This window comes from Salinirubrum litoreum (assembly GCF_020567425.1).
In the GTDB taxonomy this organism is placed as follows: domain Archaea; phylum Halobacteriota; class Halobacteria; order Halobacteriales; family Haloferacaceae; genus Salinirubrum; species Salinirubrum litoreum.
This window is the reverse complement of sequence record NZ_JAJCVJ010000001.1, coordinates 486895-507780: the sequence shown is the minus strand read 5'-3', so window position 1 is coordinate 507780 and position 20886 is coordinate 486895. Positions and strand designations below refer to the sequence as shown.

The 20886-nt window shown below is 68.6% G+C and carries 17 protein-coding genes and 1 pseudogene; 14 read left to right on the top strand and 4 right to left on the bottom strand.

The window, feature by feature from the left end; translation table 11 throughout:
* Positions 1 to 105: 105 nt before the first annotated feature.
* Positions 106 to 2013: an ABC transporter substrate-binding protein gene (locus tag LI337_RS02430; protein WP_227228123.1), complete on the top strand. Its 1908-nt coding sequence runs from the start codon at positions 106 to 108 to the stop codon at positions 2011 to 2013.
* Positions 2014 to 2490: 477 nt separating this feature from the next.
* Here LI337_RS02430 and LI337_RS02425 read toward each other — a convergent pair whose 3' ends face one another.
* Positions 2491 to 4146, bottom strand: a complete 1656-nt coding sequence (locus LI337_RS02425) for an ABC transporter substrate-binding protein (protein ID WP_227228122.1) — start codon at positions 4144 to 4146, stop codon at positions 2491 to 2493.
* A gap of 804 nt (positions 4147 to 4950) precedes the next feature.
* Here LI337_RS02425 and LI337_RS02420 point away from each other — a divergent pair.
* From LI337_RS02420 to LI337_RS02410, 3 genes and pseudogenes are all read left to right on the top strand, one after another.
* Positions 4951 to 6636, top strand: a complete 1686-nt coding sequence (locus LI337_RS02420) for an acyl-CoA mutase large subunit family protein (RefSeq protein WP_227228121.1) — start codon at positions 4951 to 4953, stop codon at positions 6634 to 6636.
* Positions 6637 to 6733: 97 nt separating this feature from the next.
* On the top strand, positions 6734 to 7972 hold the full coding sequence (locus tag LI337_RS02415) for an LEA/WHy family protein (RefSeq protein WP_227228120.1): 1239 nt from the start codon (positions 6734 to 6736) through the stop codon (positions 7970 to 7972).
* Positions 7973 to 8210: 238 nt separating this feature from the next.
* A pseudogene (locus LI337_RS02410) lies at positions 8211 to 8597 on the top strand (DUF7528 family protein); the annotation flags it as partial.
* Between the two features lie 105 nt (positions 8598 to 8702).
* On the opposite strand, the gene LI337_RS02405 reads toward LI337_RS02410, so the two are convergent.
* A complete protein-coding gene (locus LI337_RS02405) occupies positions 8703 to 9725 on the bottom strand; it encodes a Gfo/Idh/MocA family protein (protein WP_227228118.1) in 1023 nt (340 codons plus the stop codon).
* Positions 9726 to 9863: 138 nt separating this feature from the next.
* On the opposite strand from LI337_RS02405, the gene hisD reads away from it, so the two are divergent.
* Positions 9864 to 11162 (top strand): histidinol dehydrogenase, encoded by a 1299-nt coding sequence (hisD, locus tag LI337_RS02400; protein WP_227228117.1) that lies wholly within the window; start codon positions 9864 to 9866, stop codon positions 11160 to 11162.
* 156 nt (positions 11163 to 11318) lie between these two features.
* Positions 11319 to 12626: a 5'-deoxyadenosine deaminase gene (locus tag LI337_RS02395; RefSeq protein WP_227228116.1), complete on the top strand. Its 1308-nt coding sequence runs from the start codon at positions 11319 to 11321 to the stop codon at positions 12624 to 12626.
* 22 nt (positions 12627 to 12648) lie between these two features.
* Here LI337_RS02395 and LI337_RS02390 read toward each other — a convergent pair whose 3' ends face one another.
* Positions 12649 to 13284 (bottom strand): helix-turn-helix domain-containing protein, encoded by a 636-nt coding sequence (locus LI337_RS02390; protein WP_227228115.1) that lies wholly within the window; start codon positions 13282 to 13284, stop codon positions 12649 to 12651.
* Between the two features lie 184 nt (positions 13285 to 13468).
* On the opposite strand from LI337_RS02390, the gene LI337_RS02385 reads away from it, so the two are divergent.
* From LI337_RS02385 to LI337_RS02350, 8 genes are all read left to right on the top strand, one after another.
* Positions 13469 to 13693 (top strand): hypothetical protein, encoded by a 225-nt coding sequence (locus LI337_RS02385; RefSeq protein ID WP_227228114.1) that lies wholly within the window; start codon positions 13469 to 13471, stop codon positions 13691 to 13693.
* 169 nt (positions 13694 to 13862) lie between these two features.
* Complete coding sequence (locus tag LI337_RS02380; protein WP_227228113.1) at positions 13863 to 14798, top strand: DUF4129 domain-containing protein; 936 nt, start codon at positions 13863 to 13865, stop codon at positions 14796 to 14798.
* 79 nt (positions 14799 to 14877) lie between these two features.
* Positions 14878 to 15102, top strand: coding sequence for a hypothetical protein (locus LI337_RS02375; RefSeq protein ID WP_227228112.1), 225 nt, complete (start codon positions 14878 to 14880; stop codon positions 15100 to 15102).
* 168 nt (positions 15103 to 15270) lie between these two features.
* Positions 15271 to 15828: a DUF7269 family protein gene (locus tag LI337_RS02370; protein ID WP_227228111.1), complete on the top strand. Its 558-nt coding sequence runs from the start codon at positions 15271 to 15273 to the stop codon at positions 15826 to 15828.
* A 17-nt stretch (positions 15829 to 15845) separates the two neighbouring features.
* Complete coding sequence (locus LI337_RS02365) at positions 15846 to 17114, top strand: DUF58 domain-containing protein (protein WP_303645223.1); 1269 nt, start codon at positions 15846 to 15848, stop codon at positions 17112 to 17114.
* Complete coding sequence (locus tag LI337_RS02360) at positions 17111 to 17605, top strand: DUF7519 family protein (protein WP_227228109.1); 495 nt, start codon at positions 17111 to 17113, stop codon at positions 17603 to 17605. Before LI337_RS02365 ends, LI337_RS02360 begins: the two co-directional genes overlap by 4 nt.
* A gap of 78 nt (positions 17606 to 17683) precedes the next feature.
* Positions 17684 to 18565, top strand: coding sequence for a 3-hydroxyacyl-CoA dehydrogenase family protein (locus LI337_RS02355; RefSeq protein WP_227228108.1), 882 nt, complete (start codon positions 17684 to 17686; stop codon positions 18563 to 18565).
* Positions 18558 to 19445: an enoyl-CoA hydratase/isomerase family protein gene (locus tag LI337_RS02350; RefSeq protein WP_227228107.1), complete on the top strand. Its 888-nt coding sequence runs from the start codon at positions 18558 to 18560 to the stop codon at positions 19443 to 19445. The genes LI337_RS02355 and LI337_RS02350 overlap by 8 nt, the downstream gene beginning before the upstream one ends.
* A 205-nt stretch (positions 19446 to 19650) precedes the next feature.
* On the opposite strand, the gene LI337_RS02345 is transcribed toward LI337_RS02350, so the two are convergent.
* Positions 19651 to 20862: a DUF3179 domain-containing protein gene (locus LI337_RS02345; RefSeq protein ID WP_227228106.1), complete on the bottom strand. Its 1212-nt coding sequence runs from the start codon at positions 20860 to 20862 to the stop codon at positions 19651 to 19653.
* Positions 20863 to 20886 lie beyond the last annotated feature (24 nt).

The window sequence follows — 20886 nt, the reverse complement described above, 5'->3', positions numbered from 1 at the left end:
CCGACGAACAGCCCTCCGACGGTCGCCCCACAGACGCCAGTCCAGTCGTCCACTCCGCGGCGACCAACGGTCGATCCCCCTCCCGACCATCGTGCCCCTCACGAGATGCCCACCCCGCCACACTCACGACGACGGTTCCTCCAGACCGCCGGCACAGTCGCGCTCGCCAGCGGTCTCGCCGGCTGTTTCGGCGACGACGACTCGCCGGACACCGACGACCGGACCACGCCACCGGCGACCCACGGTCCGGGCTCGTCGGACACCGACGAGCCAGACGACGAATCGCCCGGCCGCGACCTCCGACTGGTCTCCACCGGCTACCGGACACTCGATCCGGTCGCCGCGAGCGACCCCGCGTCGGTCGCGGTCGTCAGCAAACTCTACGAGGGGCTGACGACCTTCCCGGCCGGTGTCCCCGATCCGGAACCACTCCTCGCCGAACAGATCGACGTGACCGACGCCGGACGAACCTACCAGATCGCACTCCGCGACGGCGTGCGGTTCCACGAACCAGTCGACAGGGAACTGACGGCCGAGGACGTGGTCTACAGCTTCGAGCGTCTCGCCGCGAGCGAGCACTCGGCCCACCGGTCGCTCCTGCTCGACGACCTCGGTGTCGTCCACGAACGAGTCGGGACCAGCGCGTCAGACGCCAGTGGTTCGGCCGACGACACTACTGCCGAGGCCGAAGCCACGACCGCGACTGGCGTGGCCGACGGGTACGTCCAGGGCAGTCTGGCGGTCGAGGCGGTCGGCGACCGTACGGTCGAACTGGAACTCGTCGAACCCTGTCACGCGGCCGCGTCGATCCTCGCACACCCCGCGTTCGGCGTCGTACCGGCGGGGATCGTCGGCGACCTGTCGGGTCACACCGGCGAACTCTCGTACGAGACGTTCGCCACCCAGTCGCCGGTCGGCACCGGGCCCTTCCGGTTCGATCCGGACACGCCGGACGACGAGTTCCGGGTCGTCGCCCGCGAGTCGTATCACGGCGAGACGCCGGCGGTCGGTGGCGTCCGGTGGACTCGCGTGCCGGACGCCGAGACCGGCTACGAGCGCGCGGTCGCCGGTGACGCAGACGCGTTTCGCGTCCCCGACGCGGAGTACGATCCGGACGACGTGACGGTCGTGACGATAGACGACCGGGGGCGAAAGACCGGGAAGTACGGCCCGGTCGACCCGGTCGGCGAACCACTCGACTACCAGCAAGTCTGTCTGCTCGCCACCGGCTACGTCGGACTGAACCCCACCCGCGTGCCGAAGCCGGTCCGGCGGGCGCTCGCGTACGCCGTGAACCCGACTGCCCACGCCACCGAGGTTCACCGGGAACGCGCAGCGCCGGCAGTCCACCTGACGCCACCGGCGCTGTTCCCCAGCGGCCGTGACGCCGCCATCGACCACGGCGAGTCGTACCCGTTCGACGTCAGCGAGTCGCGGATGGACGACGCGCGCAAGGAGATGGAGTCGGCGGGCTACAACCCGGCGAACACGGTGTCCGTGACCTTCACCACCGACGGGGGCGAGACGGCGGTCCGCACCGCGAACCGACTGCGTGACACGGTTCGCGGACTCCCCGTCGACCTCTCGGTCGAGACCGTGACACCTGCGGCGCTCCGACGTCGCCGACGCACGGGCGAACTCGATCTGTACTGGGCCAACCACGAGTTCACCGCGCCGACCGCCGAACAGGTGCTCCGACTGTTCGCACCGGGGACCGACGCCGGCATCGTCGACTGGCACGCCGGCGGTGCGGACGCCGACAGCGCCGAGCGTGCCCGCGAGGCGTGGACGCGGTTCCAGCGTCACCAGCGCGACACCGAGACGGACCGACAGGTCCGCGCCGAGGCGGTCCGGGACGTCGAAGAAGCCAACTGGCAAGACGTCGTCTGTCTGCCGGTCGTTCACCCGCTGTCCGAGGTCGTCAGCTACGACTACGTCGATCTCTCGGCGACCGGCGCGACCGGATTCGCGAGGCGGACGCTGGCAGACGTGCGTGTCGGCCCGCGCGACTGAGAACGCTCGTCGGGGGCGGTCGACCACCGGTGAAAAGACCTCGGGGGTGTCCAGCCAGCCGACTCAGATGCGGACGTTCGCACCGCAGTCGGGGCAAGCCGGACCACCCTGCGAGTTGTCGAGGTCCGATTCCGTGCCTGTCCATCCACAGCCGTCACAGTGAACGTGGCTCAGGGTTGACATCGGTAGTCTGTCTGACCCCGTCGGCAATACGATGTTCTTTTATTAACGTCTGTCGGCGACTCGTCGTCCGAAATCCGACACGTCACCGATTCGGCGGCTGAGACGGGTGATCTCGAGAATCGTAACTCGCTGCCGTGTAAACGATCCCGCCTCGGCGGTCTTCGTCGATCCAGACTGTCGGACTCACCGACGGTCGCGGTGTCCGTCGCGGGCGTCCGACGCGCCGGTCGTGTCCACCGACGATGGAGACGCACAGACCGACGTCCCCTCGGAGACGGGGGCTCCGCCGCCGCCTCAGTCGTTCAGCGAGACGGTGCCGAGTGGGCCGGCGAAGCGCGGGTTGATGCCCGCGATGGTGTGCGGTCGGAAGCCCTCGACCTCCTCGCGGACGCCGAAGCTGTTCTTGAGGTTGTACGCCGGGAGGTGGGGGCGGTCCTCCAGAATCGACGTCACGACCTCGGTGTAGAGCTGTTTGCGCTCCGCGCGGTCCGGTGACTCGCGGGCCTGATCCAGCTTGTCCATCACCTCGTCGTTGCTGTAGTAACAGCCGTTCGTGGAGCCCTCCTCGGACTCGTGGAACATGAAGTAGAGGTAGCCGTCGGGGTCGACCTCGTCCACCCAGCCGAGGGTGTACATGTTGTAGTCGTCCTCGTCGCCGGTCGAGTACTTGTCGAGGAACGCGCCCCAGTCGAGTCGCTGGACAGAGACGTTGGAGAAGCCGATCTCCTTCAGCGCGTTCGACACCGTGATGCCGATCTGTTCGCGCTTGTCGTCCGGCGGGACGATGATGGTCCACTCGTAGTCCATCGGCACGTCGGCCTCCTCCATCAGCGCCTGTGCCTGCTCCAGGTCCTTCTCGTGGCCGATGTCCGCCCACTCCTCGCCGGGGAAGTCCCACGACTCGACCAGCGAGTTCGGGAGCGGCTGGTTGAGCCGGTTGCCGGCGGGTTCGACGAAGTTGGAGACGGCGTCGTCCATCGAGACGGCGTAGTCGATCGCTTCCCGGACCGTCTTCGAGGCCGTCGGCCCCTCGTTACAGTTGAACGCGAGGTAGTAGTAGCCGAGTCCGGGCCGCTCCTGGATCGACGCGCTCTCGATGCCCTCGACCGTCGAGTAGAGCTTCGGCGGGACCGTCTGGATGAGGTGGTTCTCGCCGTTCCGGAGCGTCGTGACGCGGGTCGTCGGCTCCTCGACCGGTTCGAACCGCAGCGTCTCCACGTTCGGCTTCGGCTCGCCCCAGTAGTCGTCGTACCGCTGGAGTTCGACGAAGTCGCCCTCCTGCCAGTCGACGAACTCGAAGGGACCGGAGCCGACCGGCGCACTCGTGTTGAACGCCTCCTTGTCGTTCTCGCGCACCGACTTCGGGACCGGTTGCCACGCGAGTTTGTGCCGGAAGGGGCCGAAGGGGAACTTCAGGTCGAACTGCAGGGTCTGTTCGTCCACGACCTCGATGGTGTCGATCATCGTGAACTCCGACCCGTTCTCGGTCTCCTCCTCCTCGGGCGCGATGTAGGAGTAGCGGACGTCCTCGGCAGTGATCGGGTCGCCGTTGTGGAACGTCACGCCGTCTTTCAGCGAGACCACGTACCGGGTCCCCTCGCGGCTGACCTCCGGGTCGCCGTCTGCCAGTTCGGGCGTGAGCGTCGTCCCCTCCTCGTAGGTGTACAGCGAGTCGAAGATGCGCTCGACGACCTGCAGCGAGGGCACGTCGTTCGCCTGCAGTGGGTCGAAGTCAAGCGGCGACTTCGTCTGTGCGAAGTTGAACGTGCCGCCGGAACGCTCCGGCGTCTCGCTGTCTGTCGACGTGTCGCTGTCACCCGTCGTACCGTCGTCAGCGGGCGTCTCTGTTTCGTCGTCGCCGCCGACACACCCGGCGAGGCCGACGACGCCTGCGGTGCCGACCGTGCCGAGTAGTTGTCTGCGGGACGGACTGTAGTCTGACCGGTCCATACTGCACCTTACTCGTGTATCCCGACGTAAACCTCACACCTTCTCCGCAGGATTGGCCGGAACCTGCGGATGCCGGCAACGTATCACCCCTATCCGACTGACGTGTTCTCGGGCGACCGTTCGTCTACGTGTAACGTTACCGAGACACACGATACGAGAACAACCGGCAAGTATTTCTACTATCGCGTCCTACTGTAGTGTTGCCCACGACGTACGGGGGCACACTGAACGACACGTTGCTGATCGGTTCGACGGAATCGAAAAGCAGGGTGTGAGGGGCAACAACCGAACTTCCCGTCACAGGGAAACGAGGACAACGCTCCGAAGGAGAACCGAACCGGCCCACCACCTGGCCGCCATGGCGGTGGGCGTCAAGACCGAGTACCGGACACCGCGTAAGTGGTGTTCGGGAAACAGAGCCGCGAAGCAGGCAACTGTCGGTGCGAGCCCGACTAACGCCGACCGGCGCGAAAGTGTCGGACCGGACCCGAGAACCCGGAAGGGGGATCGGACCCGGACACCGAGGCGACAGTCTCGGACACGGTAACAGCCGGTGAAAGCCCGGATAAAGCCAGCGTAGTAGTGGTTTACGGTCGTACGGGCCGGGGAAAACGTCCCCCGTTCAGGCCCAAGCCGTCCGTCGTGTTTCTACGATTTTCACCCGACGAGCGACGACACCGCATCGTCACGTCGGCGAACTCGGCCGACCACTCCACTCGGCCGACCACTCCGCGAGACCACGGGCGTACCCACGCTTCACCAACGTACCCACGCTTAAGTCCGGGCCGACCGTCACCATCGACAATGTTCGATCCCGACGACCTGGCGGAGATTCGCTCCGCGCGGGAGGAGTGGGAAGCGGAGACGCTCGGGCCGACGCTCGACCGATTCGGCGAGCGCGAGGAGACGTTCACCACCGACACCGGCGGACAGGAGGTGGACCGGCTCTACACCCCCGACGACGTGGCCGACTTAGAGTACGACGCAGACCTCGGCTTCCCCGGCGAGGAACCGTACACGCGCGGCGTCTACCCGACGATGCACCGGGGGCGACTCTGGACGATGCGCCAGTACGCCGGCTTCGGCACCGCCGCCGAGACCAACGAACGCTTCCAGTACCTGATCGACAACGGCTCCTCGGGCCTGTCGCTCGCCTTCGACCTGCCGACGCAGATGGGCTACGACTCCGACGCCGAGATGGCCGCCGGCGAAGTCGGGAAGAGCGGGGTCGCCATCGACACGCTGGCCGACATGGAGACCGTCTTCGACGGCATCCCGCTGGACGAGGTGTCCACCTCGATGACGATCAACGCGCCCGCCGCCGTCCTGCTGGCGATGTACGTCGCCGTCGGCGATCAGCAGGGCGTGGACCGCGAGCAACTGCGCGGGACGATCCAGAACGACATCATGAAGGAGTACATCGCCCGCAACCTCTACATCTACCCGCCGGAGCCGTCGATGCGACTCATCACGGACATCTTCGAGTTCTGTGCCGACGAGACGCCGAACTTCAACACCATCTCCATCTCGGGCTACCACATCCGCGAGGCCGGTTCGACGGCGGCCCAGGAGATCGCGTTCACCCTCGCCAACGGGATCGAGTACGTGGAAGCCGCACTGGACGCCGGGCAGGACGTCGACGACTTCGCCCCACAGCTCTCGTTCTTCTTCAACGCCCACAACAACATCTTCGAGGAGGCCGCGAAGTTCCGGGCGGCCCGCCGGATGTGGGCCCAGATCATGGAGGAGCGGTTCGGTGCCGAGAACCCCAAGTCGAAACAACTGAAGTTCCACACCCAGACCGGCGGCTCCACCTTGACCGCCCAGCAGATCGAGAACAACGTCGTCCGGGTCGCGTACCAGGCGCTCTCCGCCGTGCTCGGCGGGACCCAGTCGCTCCACACCAACGGGAAGGACGAAGCCCTCTCGCTGCCGACAGAGAAGTCCGTCCGGACCGCCCTGCGGACCCAGCAGATTCTGGCTCACGAGTCCGGTGCGGCCGACACCATCGACCCCCTCGCGGGCAGTTACTACGTCGAGTCGTTGACCGACGACATCGAAGCGGAGGCGTTCGAGATCATCGACGAGATCGACGGGAAGGGCGGGATGCTCCCGGCAGTACAGAACCAGTGGGTCCAGCGGCAGATCCAGGACACTGCCTACGACCGACAGCGCGAGATCGAGCAGGGCGAATGCGTCATCGTCGGGGTCAACGAGTACACCGTCGAGGACGACGAGCCACAGATGGACGTGGAGGAGGTGACCGAGGAGGACGAGCGCCGGCAGGTCGAGTCGCTGGAGTCGGTGCGGGCCGACCGCGACGACGAGGCGGTCGAAGACGCCCTCGCGGCGCTTCGGGACACAGCACGGGGCGACGGGAACCTCCTGCCGCCCATCGTCGACGCGGTGAAGGCCTACGCCACGGTCGGGGAGATCTGCAACACGCTCCGCGACGAGTTCGGCGAGTACCAACCCGGCGCGGCGATGTGATTCGCGGGGAACCAGTCCGTCGTGGACTCCGTGTACACTTCTCCCACGGTCGCTCGTGGCCGTCAGCGATTAAAGTGACCCTTGATAACGAGGTGGTATGCTCTCGACGCTCGAATCGGTGTTACTGGGCAGTAAACTCCGGATCGCCGGGGTCGCGGTGCTCCTCCTCGGCGCGTCGGTCGGCGGCGCGTTCGCACTCGGAGTCCTCGGTGCGCCCACGGTCACGGGCGTCGACAACGAGTTCGCGGGCGTCGACGAGACGCAGACGACGATCCAGAGCGATCTCCGGGTCCGGAACCCGAACCCCATCGGGGCGAATCTCGGCGGGTTGACGGTCGACTACGCCATCGACATGAACGGTATCCGGATGGCGGAGGGCACCAAGTCCGGCGTCGAGGTGGCGCAGGGGAACTCGACGCTCCCGTTCACGACGTACATGGCGAACGACCGCATCCCCGAGTGGTGGGTGAGCCACGTCTCGAACGGCGAACAGACGACGCTGACCGTGGACGCCAGTATCCACTCCTCGACGGTCGGGCAGTCCTTCGGCGCGCCGAAGGTCGAGCGCAGTATCGAGACCGACATGCTCTCGCAGTTCAACTCGACCGAGACGCGCCCGGTGAACGCGAGTCAGCCACTCGTCTCCGATCCGATTCTGTACGTCAACGAGACCAGCGCGCAGTGGGGCGAAGTGAACGAGTCGCGGACGCCCTTGAACCTCGACTTCCGCGTCTACAACCCCAAGCCGTACCCGGTCGGCGTCTCGGAGATCGGCTACGAGATCACGATGAACGACGTGCCGGTCGGCGAGGGGACGACAGAGCAGGGGTACACCGTCGGGCCGGAGTCTGCGGAGACCGTCGAGACGACGACCTTGATCGACAACACCGAACTCGACGAGTGGTGGGTCACCCACCTCGAACGCGATCAGGTGACGGATCTCCGGATCGAGTTCTACGCCCGACTGGAGGTGACCGACGGCGAGACCATCCGGGTCCCGCTCCGGTCGCTGACCTACACGGAGACCATCGAGACCGACATCTTCGGCAACGAAGCAGGCGGGTCGGGTGACGCCGGCGGTGAGTCGGGCGACGACGATTCCACGGCGACCCCGCGCCCGACCGAGACGCCGGGGGACTCGACTGCCGACGGCACTGCCACCGACGCCGGATCGGACACGACGACGACCGACGACGGCGGCCTGCTCGACGACACGACGACCTCGGAGGGGACGACGACAGAGGGGTCCGAGACGACCAGCGCACCGACGCCGACCGACACCCCGACGAACGAGACGAGTGGGACGACGACCACCGACGACGGCGGCCTGTTCTGAGTCCGGCGACTATCCCGCTGTCGCCGGGTTTCGTTCGCCTCTCGTCGCGTTCGACCGTCCCGTCGTGTGTAACACCTGCACACGCCGGTAGGTTTTTGCGGTGGGAGCGACCACAGGAGGGTGATGACACGGAGTACCCAGACTCCTGATCGCGTTCTTCTCGGGTGATGAGACCGCCGTCTCGGTGACGGCAGAGGGTGAGACCATCCGCGTCCGTATCGGCGAGCGTTCCTGTACCCTGTCCAGAGCCGAGGCCGTCGATCTGCAGGCGGCCATCGGCGACGCCGTGACCGACAGACGGGAGTTCTTCCGAACTGCGGGCGAGTACCGCGACGACGGCAGTTACGTCGTCTCGCGTCGGGGCGCAGACTCGACGGGCAACGCGAAGGTCTTCGAGAGCTTCGAGGCCCTGCGCCGCCTGTTCGACCGCCTGCCGGACAGCTTCGACGCGGAGGACGTGGGTCGCGCGGGGATCACCGGTTCCCGCCGGCACATGCTGATCCGGCACGTCGCGGAACATCCCGCCTTCGACTGTGAGATCGAGCGCCGAAACCCTCTGTGCGGTCGGAAGACTGGCTCCTCGGTGACCGGCGACGAGGACGTCGAGACCGGCGAGATCGCCGACGCCGACGCCGATCTCGGAGAGCACGTGAGCGACGGCGTCGAGTCGGTGGAACCGGAGGCGAGCGCCGACTGAGACGCGACCGATCGGCTGTCTCTGGACCGACGACTACTCGCCGAAGCCGTCAGAGAGCAGGTCGCTGACAGCCACGCGCTCGCCGGTCTCGTCGGCGCGGTAGGCCGCCTCGGTCAGCGCGGTGACGCGCAGGGCGTCTTCGGCCGGAATCTGGAGGTCGGCACCGTCGCGGATCGCGTCCACGACGTTGCCGAGTTTCCGACGCGTGAGCGTCTCGAAGTCCGGTTCGTGCGGCGTCGCCCGGTAGGTCGTCCCGGCTTCGGTGATCGTGATCTCATCGCCGTCGAAGGAGAGGTGGCCCTCGGTGCCCCAGACGTCCAGTCGTTCGCCGGGTGCCGGCGTCGACTGGCCCGCGCCCGTGACGCCGACGGTGCCGGTGATCCGGTCGCCGTCGCGGTCCAGCGTGATCGCCAGCGCGCTGTTCACGTCGACCGCCTCGCCCCGGTAGTCGATGCTCGCCGCGACCGACTCGGGGTCGGCGCGAGTCGTCCACAGCAGGGCGTCGAGCAGGTGCGACCCGGAGTCGTACAACTGGCCGCCGCCGGAGAGGTCGGGCTTGCCGCGCCACTGGCGGACCGCCCACTCGATCCAGATCTGTTCGAGGTGACAGGTCGCCATGTGGGGCGTCCCGATCCGGCCCGCGTCGAGGAGTCGGCGGATCTCGCGGAACCGGTCGTCGAAGTGGCGCTGGTAGCCGACCGCCAGCACGAGGTTCGCTCGGTCGGCGCGGGCGATCAGGTCCTCGGCGTGTTCGATCTCTGTGACCATCGGCTTCTCCAGGTGGACGTGGACACCCCGGTCGAGCGCCGCTCTCGCCTGTTCGTAGTGGAGCGTATGCGGCGTGACGACGTTCACGAGGTCCACATCTTCGGTGTCGAGCAACTCCTCGTAGTCCGTGTAGGTCGGCGCGTCGAAGTCCTGTGCGAACTGCTCGCGGGCCTGTTCGGAGACGTCGGCACCGGCGACGATCTCGACGTCTCTGAGCCCGGCGAGCACGTGGAGTTCTGTCCGACCGAGGTCCCCGAGTCCGATCCCGGCGACGCGCAGTGGTGTCATGCCCGGTCCTGCGTCTGCGATTCTGATAACGTCGCCGGTCGGCAGTCGGAGCCTCTGCGAGATGGTGGCGTCTCCGGGACAGACCACGACCGCGACCGCTTCCGGAACGTCTTTTCACGAGCCACCCCACGATCCGGTATGGACGTACACGCTATCGCGGATCTCGGTCCCGACGCCCGGAGCGCCCTGTTCGACCGGGACGCCGGGATCGACGCGGTCCGGAGCGACGTGCGCGAGATCACCGAGCGCGTCCGCGCAGAGGGGGACGTCGCCCTCCGCGACTTCGCCCGCGAGTTCGACGACGTCGAGGTCGGCAACATCGACATCACCGACGACGTTGCCCGTGCCCACGAGTCGGTGGACGACGACGTGCTGGCCGCGATCCGCGAGGCGGCCGACAACGTCCGCGAGTTCCACGAGCGACAGGTGCCCGACGACTGGCGCGAGTCGTTCGATTCGGCCGGCGTCCGCGAGTTGGGTCGCCGGTTCAGGCCGCTCGACCGGGTCGGCGTCTACGCGCCCGGCGGCACCGCCGCGTACCCCTCCAGCGTGCTGATGGGCGTCGTCCCGGCGAAGGTCGCCGGCGTGGACCACGTCGCGGTCGCCACGCCCCCGGCCGACGAGATGAACCCGGTGACGCTCGCCGCGATCCACGAGGCGGGTGCGGACGCGGTGTACGCCGCCGGCGGTGCGCAGGCGGTCGCGGCGCTGGCGTACGGCACCGAGACGGTGAAGGGTGTGCAGAAGATCGTCGGCCCCGGTAACAAGTGGGTGACGGCGGCGAAAGCCGAGGTGCGCGGCACCGTGGAGATCGACTTCCTCGCCGGTCCCTCCGAGGTGCTGGTGATCGCCGACGAGACCGCCGATGCGCGGCTCGTCGCCAGTGATCTGGTGGCGCAGGCCGAACACGACCCGGAGGCGTCGGTCGTCGCGGTGACCGACGACGAGGCCACTGCGGAAGCCATCGCCGCGGAAGTCGAGGCGCAGGCACCCGAGCGAGCGCGGGCCGACATCGTCGAGTCGGCGCTGGCGAACGACGCGTCGGGCGTCTTCCTCGCGCGGTCGATGTCGGAGGCGGTGCTGTTCGCCGAGGAGTACGCCGCCGAACATCTCTCCATCGTGGCCGACGACGACGAGGCCCTGCTGGATCGCATCTCGAACGCCGGGAGCGTCTTCCTCGGCCCGCACACGCCGGTCGCGGCCGGCGACTACGCCTCGGGGACGAACCACGTCCTGCCGACGAACGGCGGGGCGAAGGTGTACGGCGGCCTGTCGGTCGACGAGTTCGTGCGCTCCACGACGGTCCAGCGACTGGACCGCGAGGGCCTCTCCGACCTCTCGGCGACGATCACGACGCTGGCGGAGGCCGAAGGGCTGGAGGGCCACGCCGAGAGCGTCCGGAAACGATTCGAGGGCGAGGACCAAGACGAAGACTGATCGACCGTGCCTGCTGAGGCGACCGCCGGCGTCGTGGCTTCCGTCGCTGGCCCGGTGTGGTGATCGGTCGTCCGGTGACGGCTGTGACACCCGGACTCCCGCACCGACGACTGCATCGCATCTTTCTTATCCCGGCGTCACACAGTGCGGGCGGGAATGTTACTCACCGGAACCGTCGTCGCCGACGCGGAGACCGTCGTCGAGGACGGTGCGATCGTCGTGCGCGACGAGGTGATCGCGGCGGTCGGCGACGCAGACACCCTCCGCGAGCAGTATCCGGACCACGTCGAGGAGTCGTACGACCTCCTCGCGCCGGGGATGGTCGGGGCGCACGTTCACTCGGTCCAGAGCCTCGGGCGGGGTATCGCCGACGACGCGACGCTCCTCGATTGGCTGTTCGACCACGTGCTCCCGATGGAGGCCAGCCTCTCGGCCGACGAGATGCGGGTCGCCGCCGAACTCGGCTACCTCGAACTGCTCGAGTCCGGCGTCACGACCGTGATCGACCACCTCTCGGTCGCGCACGCGGAACAGGCCTTCGAGGCCGCCCGCGAGATGGGTATCCGGGGCCGACTCGGCAAGGTGCTGATGGACCGGGACTCGCCGGCGGACCTGCAGGAGGAGACCGACGCCGGCCTCGGGCGCTCGGAGGAACTGATCGAGCGGTACCACGACCCCGAGGGCCGACTCCGGTACGCCGTGACGCCGCGCTTCGCCGTCACTTGCTCCGAGGCCTGCCTGCGAGGCTGTCGGGACCTCGCGGATCGCCACGAGGGCGTGACGATCCACACCCACGCGAGCGAGAACCGCGACGAGATCGCCACCGTCGAGGCACGAACCGGGATGCGGAACGTCGAGTACCTGCACGAGGTCGGTCTGACCGGCGAGGACGTGGTCCTGGCCCACTGTGTCCACACCGACGACCGGGAACGCGAGATTCTGGCCGAGACCGGGACGAACGTCACCTACTGCCCCTCCTCGAACATGAAACTCGCCTCCGGCGTCGCACCCATCACCGACTACCGCGAGCGCGGCATCACGGTCGCACTGGGCAACGACGGCCCGCCGTGCAACAACACGCTCGATCCCTTCACCGAGATGAAGCAGGCGAGCGTCCTCCAGAAGGTCGAGGGCTACGACCCGGAGGCGCTCCCGGCCCGCGCCGTCTTCGAGATGGCGACCGTCGCCGGTGCTGAAGCCGCCGGCTTCGGCCGAGTCGGGAGACTCCGGGAGGGCTGGCGTGCCGACGTCGTCGGACTGACGACAGACGTGACACGCGCGACGCCGTTGTACGATCCGCTCTCGCACCTCGTCTTCTCGGCACACGGCGACGACGTGGAGTTCACGATGGTCGACGGGCAGGTCTGCCAGCGTGACGGCGAGGTGGTCGTGGCAGACGCCGACCGCATCCGGCGGGAGGCCCACGCCGTCGCCGAGCGACTGGTGGCAGACGGTATCGCGTGAGCGCCTGTTCCGATGGACACGCTCACCGGTCGGCTTCTTCGCGCAAGTACCAGTCCACGAGTCGACCTTCGGCCCGGCGGAGAATCTCGCTGGCGGTCGACTTGTCGATGTCGACGCGCTCCGCGACCGTCTGGAGGGTCGTTCGGCGTGGGACCTCGTAGTACCCCGCGCGCTGTGCGACACCGAGCACCTCGCGCTGGCGGTCGGTGAGGAGTCCGCTCGACTCCGAGCGCGTGACGAGCGAGAGGAGTTCGTACCGGAGTCCCGCCTCGTCCAGCGTCGTACGGAGCGCGTCGAACTCCTGTCTGGTGCCGCTCAGTTCGTAGACGAACCACCCGTCACGCACGATGACGGGATACTCCGGGGGGAACGTCGTGTCTGCGGCCAGTTCGTACAGACCGGCATCACTGGTCCGGTAGCGTCCCAACGCCCGGCGCTCGTCGGCGTACAGCAGGTTGTAGTCCGCGACGTTCGGGTGCGACCGTACCGCCTCGACCGCCGACTCCGCCGCGTCACCGAGTACCTCGCCGAGTTCGAGCGCGCCGTCGTCGAGTGCGACACCGGTCAACAGTCGGAACTCGGCGTTCGGAAACCCCTGTGACACGTCGCTGATCCACGTGTCCGGGGGGAGCGCGACCCGGAGTCGTGCGTTGAGCATACGACGCCTTTCGCGGGCGGGGGTACGTAGCTGTCGCCAACCTGTTGGGGAACGACTTACATCGGCAGGGTCGCTCGACAGAGACGATGACCGACACGACGAGTGCGTCGGCACTCCCCACCGAATCCGGCGGCCCCCCGGCCTCTCGCGAGGACCCTGACCCCCGGCGGCGAGGTGGCGTCCCGTGACCGGTCAGCAGACGCGAGCGTGGCGACGGTCGACGCATCGACTCGTCCACCTCCTGCTGGCGGCCGTGCTCGGGACGTTCGTCTACTCGCCGTTCACCGCCGACCCGACGTTCCGTCTCGTCGTGCAGGTCATCGCGTTCCCCGCGCTGGTCCTGTCCGGACTCCTGTTGTGGCGTGGCCCGGCGCTCCGTCGATGGCTTCGGACGCGCCGGGCCGCCTGACCGAGACCGACTCCGCCACCGCCCCCCACTGCCGACAGAGGCACCCTTCTCGTGGTCCCCCTGACGCCCCGCCGGCACCCCTCCGAGACGTGACTCTGTCGCGTCCCTCCCGAACTGCCGCAGTGTCGTACCCGAAACACCTAACCCACGGTTGGCGCTACCATCGTACGTGGACAGGAACACCGCCCTGACCGTCGGGGTCGCGGTCCTCGCGGTCGTCGCCCTCTCGCTGGCCGCCGCCACGCTCGACTCCGCGACCGTCCAGGAAGGCGGCAGCGGACTCGGCGTCGGGCCGGCCGAGCAACCGGGTGTCGGCACCGGGAGTGACGGCGACTTCGGCACCCAACAGGAGGCGGCCGGCGGCGGGATGGCGGTCGGCTTCTGTTACCCGTGGCTCGCCGACCCGCTCGTCGTCCTCGGTATCGTCGGCGCGTTCCTCCTGATGGGAGCGGTCGCGTACTACCAGACCCGGACCGTCCTCGTCCCCGCCTCGCTGACACTCGCGTTCGGGATTCCGGTCGGGTTGGTCTGGGCGCTGCTCACCTCCTGCCGGTCGGCGGCGGGCGGCGGGTTGTTCCCCGCGCCCTCGGCGAACGGCACCGGCATCCTCCCCTCCGGTGGCGGGTCGTCCGGTCTCGCGGAGGGAGCGAGCCAGACCGTCTCGACCCCGTCGGCCATTCTCGCCATCCTCCTCGTGGTCGCACTCGCGGGGTCGGTCCTGCTGCTGTTCGTCGCCAGCGGCGACGAGGAGGAGTCGTTCGACGACCCCGACGACGACGGGCCGGACCCGGACGTGGCCGCAGTCGGCCGCGCGGCGGGAGACGCCGCCGACCGCATCGAACGCGACGCGGACGTGCAGAACGAAGTCTACCGCGCGTGGGTCGAGATGACCGACAGTCTCGACGTGGACAACCCCCGGTCGAGTACCCCGGCCGAGTTCGCCACGGCCGCAGTCGAGGCGGGGATGGCGAGCGACGACGTGGACGAACTCACTCGACTGTTCGAGGAAGTTCGCTACGGCGGCGAGGACGTGACGAGCGAGCGAGAAGAACGGGCCGTGTCGGCGCTCAGGCGGATCGAGGAAACGTACGCGGACGCCGAGTGACGACGAGACGCGACGCGCGGTCGGCAGACCGAGAGGCCACAGCACTGAAAGGTCTGGCCCGTGATACTGCGGGTGAACGATGGACGAAGCACTGGAGGTCGTCGAAGTCGTCGCCGACTCGGAACTGGAAGGCGCGTTCGTCTGGTTGCTCCGTATCCTCGGAGTCCTCGCGGTGCTCGCGGGACTCGGCCTGTGGCTGTTGACCGACATGGGCCTGCTGATCCTGCCGGCCCTGTTGATCGTCGTCGGTCTCGTCCTGTTGGTCGCCCCGCAGATTCTGCTCTTCCTCGCGGAACTGACCTGAGGTCCGTCGCTCGTCTCTCGGACCCACGAGAGCGTCCCGAAACCCCTAAACCGCCCATCGTGCTACCCGGTCACGTGGAGCGAACCCCCGCAGTCCCCGACTTCCGCCCCCACCAGTCAGCGAACCGGGAGGTCGGCGCGTGACCTCGACCGACTCGGAGGGAACAGCGTGAATCGCGTTGCTCTCCTGCTCGGCGTGGTTACCACGCTGTTCGGTCTCGCCGTCGTCGTCCAGCGTGGCCTCGCCAGCACCGTCTCGCTGGACTACCTGTTCGTCACGCTCGTCGGCCTGCTGGCGCTCGTCCAAGGCGTCCGGTTGGTGAACGAACGCCGGAGTCAGGAGGCGTACGCGGCGGAGACCGGCGACCCCGAAGTCAGATTCTCGGTGCCGACGCCCGGCGACGAACTGGAGTCGGAGCTGCAGGGACTCGGCGGCTGGGCACCCCACGGCGTCGAACACCGGAAGCGCGCCCGCCAGACGCTGTACGACGCCGCCGTCGAGACGCTGGTCACGCAGACCGGCGTCTCGGAGGAGACCGCAGAGGAGCGGGTCGACGACGGCTCGTGGACCGACGACCCGGTGGCGGCCCGGTTCCTGAGTCGGAACGCCCCGGAGGTGCCGCTGGGGACCAGGATTCGCGGCCTGCTCAGTCGTGGGTCGGCGTTCTCGCGTGGGGCACAGCACACGGTTGACGCACTGGTCCGACTCCAGGAGGGTGACCGGTGAGCGAGCACCGGCGCTCGCTGGATCGGACCGTGCCGACGAATCGCTGGATCGGAGCCGCTGGACTCGCGTTGCTCGCCGGCGGTGTCGCCATCCTCGCCCGTCAGCCCGGGCTCCTGTTGGCCGGCGTACTCGGGGTCGCCTGCGCCGCCTACGCCCGGAGTGCCAGCCAGCCCAGCGTCTCACTCGAACTCGACCGGGAGCTCTCGGACACGACGCCGACACCCGGCGACGACGTGCGCGTGACGCTGACGGTTCGGAACGTCGGTGACAGTCCAGTCGCCGACCTGCGAGTCGTCGACGGCGTGCCGAAGGCGCTGTCTGTGTCGGGCGGGTCGGCGCGTCACGGGACCGCCCTCCGCCCCGGCAAGCAGGCGACGTTCGGCTACACCGTCGACGCGACACGGGGCGAGCACAGTTGGGAGCCGACACAGGTGATCGCTCGCGACCCGAGCGGCGCACTGGAACGCGAGACGACACTGGAGACGGAGACGACCATGCGCTGTACGCCTCGACTGGAGGCGACGACCGACCTGCCGCTCCGTGGGCTGACGACCCAGTACACCGGCCGAGTTGCGACCGACGTAGCCGGGACCGGCGTGGAGTTCTACTCGACGCGCCACTACCGTCCGGGAGACCCACTCCGGCGCATCGACTGGAACCGCTGGGCCAGAACCGGCGAACTCTCGACGCTTGAGTTCCGCGAGGAGCGCGCGGCCACCGTGGTCCTGTTGATCGACGCGCGATCCGAGGCGTACCGACAGGCGGGCGAGGACGCCCCGAACGCGGTCGAGCGTAGCGTCGACGCGGCGGGCCGCGCGTTCGTCGCGTTGGAGGGCGGGGGCGACCGGGTTGGCGTGGCGGCGTTCGGCCCGGAGGACCTGTGGCTCGCGCCGGGGTCGGGATCGGACCACCGGGTGAAGGCTCGGCAACTGTTGGCGACGCATCCGGCGCTGTCACCGACGCCGAGCGGCGAGGACTTCTTCCCCTCGATCAGGCTCAGACGACTCAGGCGACTGCTCCCCTCGGACGCGCAGTTGCTGTTCTTCACGCCGCTGTGTGACGACTACGTGGCCTCGGTCGCCCGGCGACTGGACGCCTACGGCCACCTCGTGACGGTCGTCAGTCCGGACCCGACGACCGCCGACACGCCGGGGCACCGCCTGGCGCGTGTCCAGCGCCGGAACCGGATCAGTCGCCTGCGGGCCTCGGGACTTCGGGTCGTGGACTGGGGCGAGGAGTCGCTGGCGGCGGAGATCACCAGAGCGCGCGGGCGGTGGTCGGCGTGAGCGAGATCACCCGCAAGCCGGCGGTCGTCAGCACCTCACTCGCGGTGTTGGCGGGGATGTGTGCTGCACTGTCGGTCGCGCTCGGTAGTGTCTCGGGGCTGGCGCTCGCCGGACCGGGACTGCTCGCGGTCGGTGTCGGGCTGCTGACCGGCGGCCGCCGGACGCTCGGTGCAGGCGGGACACTGCTCGTCGGCGGGGTGCTGTTCGCCGGGGTGCAGGGTGCCGGTCCCGAGGTGCTGTTGGTCGGCCTGCTGACGGCGGTGTTGGCGTGGGACGTCGGCGAACACGGCATCGGCGTCGGCGAGCAACTGGGCAGGGAGGCCGACACGACCCGACTGGAACTGGTCCACGCCGGCGCGAGCACGTTCGTCGGCGTCGTCGCGGCCGGCATCGGCTACGGTGCCTACCTCGGCGCGACCGGCGGACAACCGGTGACCGCGCTGGTGTTTCTCCTGCTCGGCGCGGTGATTCTGGTGTCGGTGCTCCGGTGATCGACGCGGCCGAGTCACCTGTCGCCGACGCCGGCGAGTCCCGAACCACTTAACCGCTCCCCGGCCGGCCGATCCATCATGAACGTCGGTGTACTTGGTGCGGGGACGATGGGCCACGGCATCGCACAGGTTGCGGCGATGGCGGGCCACAGCGTCACCCTGCGCGACGTAGACGAGCAGATCGTCGCGGAGGGTCTCGCGTCGATCCGGGAGAACCTCGCTGGCGGCGTCGAACGCGGGAAGGTCACCGAGAGCGAACGCGACGCGACCCTCGACCGACTCGCGGGGACCACCGACCTCGACGCGGCGGTCGGCGACGCCGACCTCGTGATCGAGGCGGTCCCGGAGGACACCGCGTTGAAACAGGACGTGCTGTGCGAGGCCGAGGCGCTCGCGCCCGAGGACGCGGTGCTGGCGACCAACACCTCCTCGCTGTCCGTCACCGAGATCGCCAGCGCGCTCGACCGCCCCGAGCGGTTCGTCGGACTGCACTTCTTCAACCCGGTCCACATCATGGCGCTGGTAGAGGTCGTCGTCGCCGAACAGACCGACACCGACACCGAACAGTTCGCGGAGTCGTTCGTCGCCGGCATCGACAAGACCGCCGTCACCGTGACCGACGCGCCGGGCTTTGCCACCTCCAGACTCGGTGTCGCGGTCGGCGTCGAGGCGGTGCGGATGGTACAGGAGGGCGTCGCCTCTCCCTCCGACATCGACGCGGCGATGGAACTCGGCTACAACCACCCGATGGGACCGCTCGAACTCGGGGACGTGGTCGGGTTGGACGTGCGGCTGGACATTCTCGAACACCTCCGGGCGGAACTCGGCGAACGCTTCCGCCCGCCGCAACTGCTTCGCCGGAAGGTCCGCGCCGGGAAACTGGGCAAGAAGACCGGCGAGGGGTTCTACGTCTGGGAGGACGGCGACATCGTCGGCGTCTCGGGGGAGTTCGATGAGTGACGACGACGCGAGTCCGGACGACCAGTTGACGCAGGCCGGCGAGCGTGCCGATCACCTCCGGGTGCTCCGCGACGAGCGCCCGGACGGAACCGACGCGCCGGGCGTGACGACCGTGGTGATCGACCGCCCGGACGCCAGAAACGCGCTGAACGCGGCGGTCCGCGCGGAACTCCAGACCGTCTTCGACGCTATCGCGGACGCCGGGACCGAAGCAGACGAGGACTCCAGTTCACTGCCGAGCGTCAGGACCGTCGTCCTGACCGGCGCTGACGACGCGAAGGCGTTCGTCGCCGGCGCGGACGTGACAGAACTCCGTGAGCGCGGTGTCGTCGACCAGCGAGGAGCCAGCCGCCGCCCGCGTGTCTACGAGGCGGTCGCCGATTGCCCCGTCCCCGTCGTCGCTCGTGTCAACGGCCACGCGCTGGGTGGTGGGTGTGAACTCGCTCAGGCGTGCGACCTGCGGATCGCCCGCGAGGACGCGAAGATCGGGCAACCCGAGATCGGACTCGGGATCATGCCCGGCGGTGGCGGGACCCAGCGACTCCCGCGACTGGTCGGACTCGGGCAGGCGATGCGACTCGTGCTCACTGGTGAACTCGTCGACGCCGAAGAAGCGAGTGAGATCGGCCTGATCGACGAGGCAGTCGGGGCCGAACGACTGGACGGGGCTGTGTACGATCTCGCAGAGTCCATCGCCGCCAACCCGCCGATCGCCGTGCGGCACGCGACCGAGGCACTCCGGGCCAGCCAGCGACGCGACCTCGACGCCGGTCTCGACTACGAGCGCGAACTGTTCGTCGAGTTGTTCGCCACCGAGGACAAGGACGAGGGGATCGACGCGTTTCTCGACGGCCGAGACCCCGAGTGGCAGGGGCGGTAACTCGGCAGGAAGCGAGGAGGAGTCGGCAGTCGTTCCCACGAACGCCGACAGGCCGTGGCGGCCAGTCAGAGGCACGAGTGGCCGCCCGCGCCTGCCGACATCTCAGCCTACCGAGGCCAGCACTTTCAAATCTGTGTTTTGACAATTACGCGAACAGAGTGAATAGAAGGTCGGTGGCCGGACTCGTCGGGGGACCGACCCGGACTCACGGCCGCCAGATCTCGGTCTCGGGGTGGAAGTCGGCCCACGCGAACCAGAACAGCTGTGACCGGTCGTTCGCCCGTCGGAGCCTCGTGTCGGCCAGCGGCCCGGCGCGACCCTCGCCCGTCAGCAGGCCCCACGTGCTGTCGCCGGCACGGAGGACGGCACTCGCGGTTCGGTCGCCGGTACCGTCTCCGGTGGCTGTCGCCGGGTCGCGCTCGAAGCTCTGCGTCTCACCAGCCACCCGCCGGTCGTAGGCGACGAGACTCCCGTTCACGCTCGCGGAGACGACGACCGGCAGGTCGCCGACGGTGTCGTTGACGACGCCGGCCTCCCAGACTGCTTCGCGGGGGTACGCCCGTGCCACGCCGTCGGCGTAGACACCGATCACGCTCGCCTTCGGATCGAGTCGGTCGTCCGAGAAGTCGTTGTAGCCGATCCCGATGCGGGCCGATCGGTCGTAGCCGGCGTAGGGGTCGCGGTCGTAGTCTCTCGCCTGCCGGCGACCACGCACCGTGTTCGACTCCGGCGGCGGGAGGAGGACGCGCGTCTCGGGGTACTCGGCGCGCCACTCGCCCCAGGTCGCCATCGTCGCCGGCAAGAGCGTCAGTTCGGTGCCGGTGGCCGGTCCTCGAATCGCGGTCCCGAGGAGTTGACTCCACAGGCTGTCGGTCACACTGTCGTACATCACGAGGTCGGAGTTCCACAACAGGCCCGAGACGCCGAAGACCGCCGGGTGGCCGTCGATGCGGCGGTCGGCGACCACGCCGCTCCCGCAGAGTGGGCAGTAGGTGACGAGGACCGGCAGGTCGAACGAGTCGTTGACGATCTCGTGCCAGTTCAGCACGGCGAGTGGGTAGGCACGGGCGTCCCCGTCTCGAACCACGCCGATGACGCGGGAGTCGTCGGACAGCGAGTCGTCCACCGCGGACCAGTCGTCGGCGAACACCGGATCGACGATCGCCGGGATGCCGTCCTCGCTCGCGCCGCGATTCAGTTCGTCCTCCGGCACCGGGAGTTCGACGTTCCGGAACCGCTCCGGTGGCGGGACACTGGCCGGCGACCCGTCGGTCGCGGTGGCGGACTGGCGGGGGGTGCCGCTTCCGCCGCCGGAGCCACCAGTGTCACCACTACCGGCCGGACCGCTCCCGGCACAGCCTGCGATCCCGACGAGACCACCGAGACCGGCGGTGGCGAGGAAGGCGCGCCGATGCATGGGACGAAATAGCACACCTCAGCT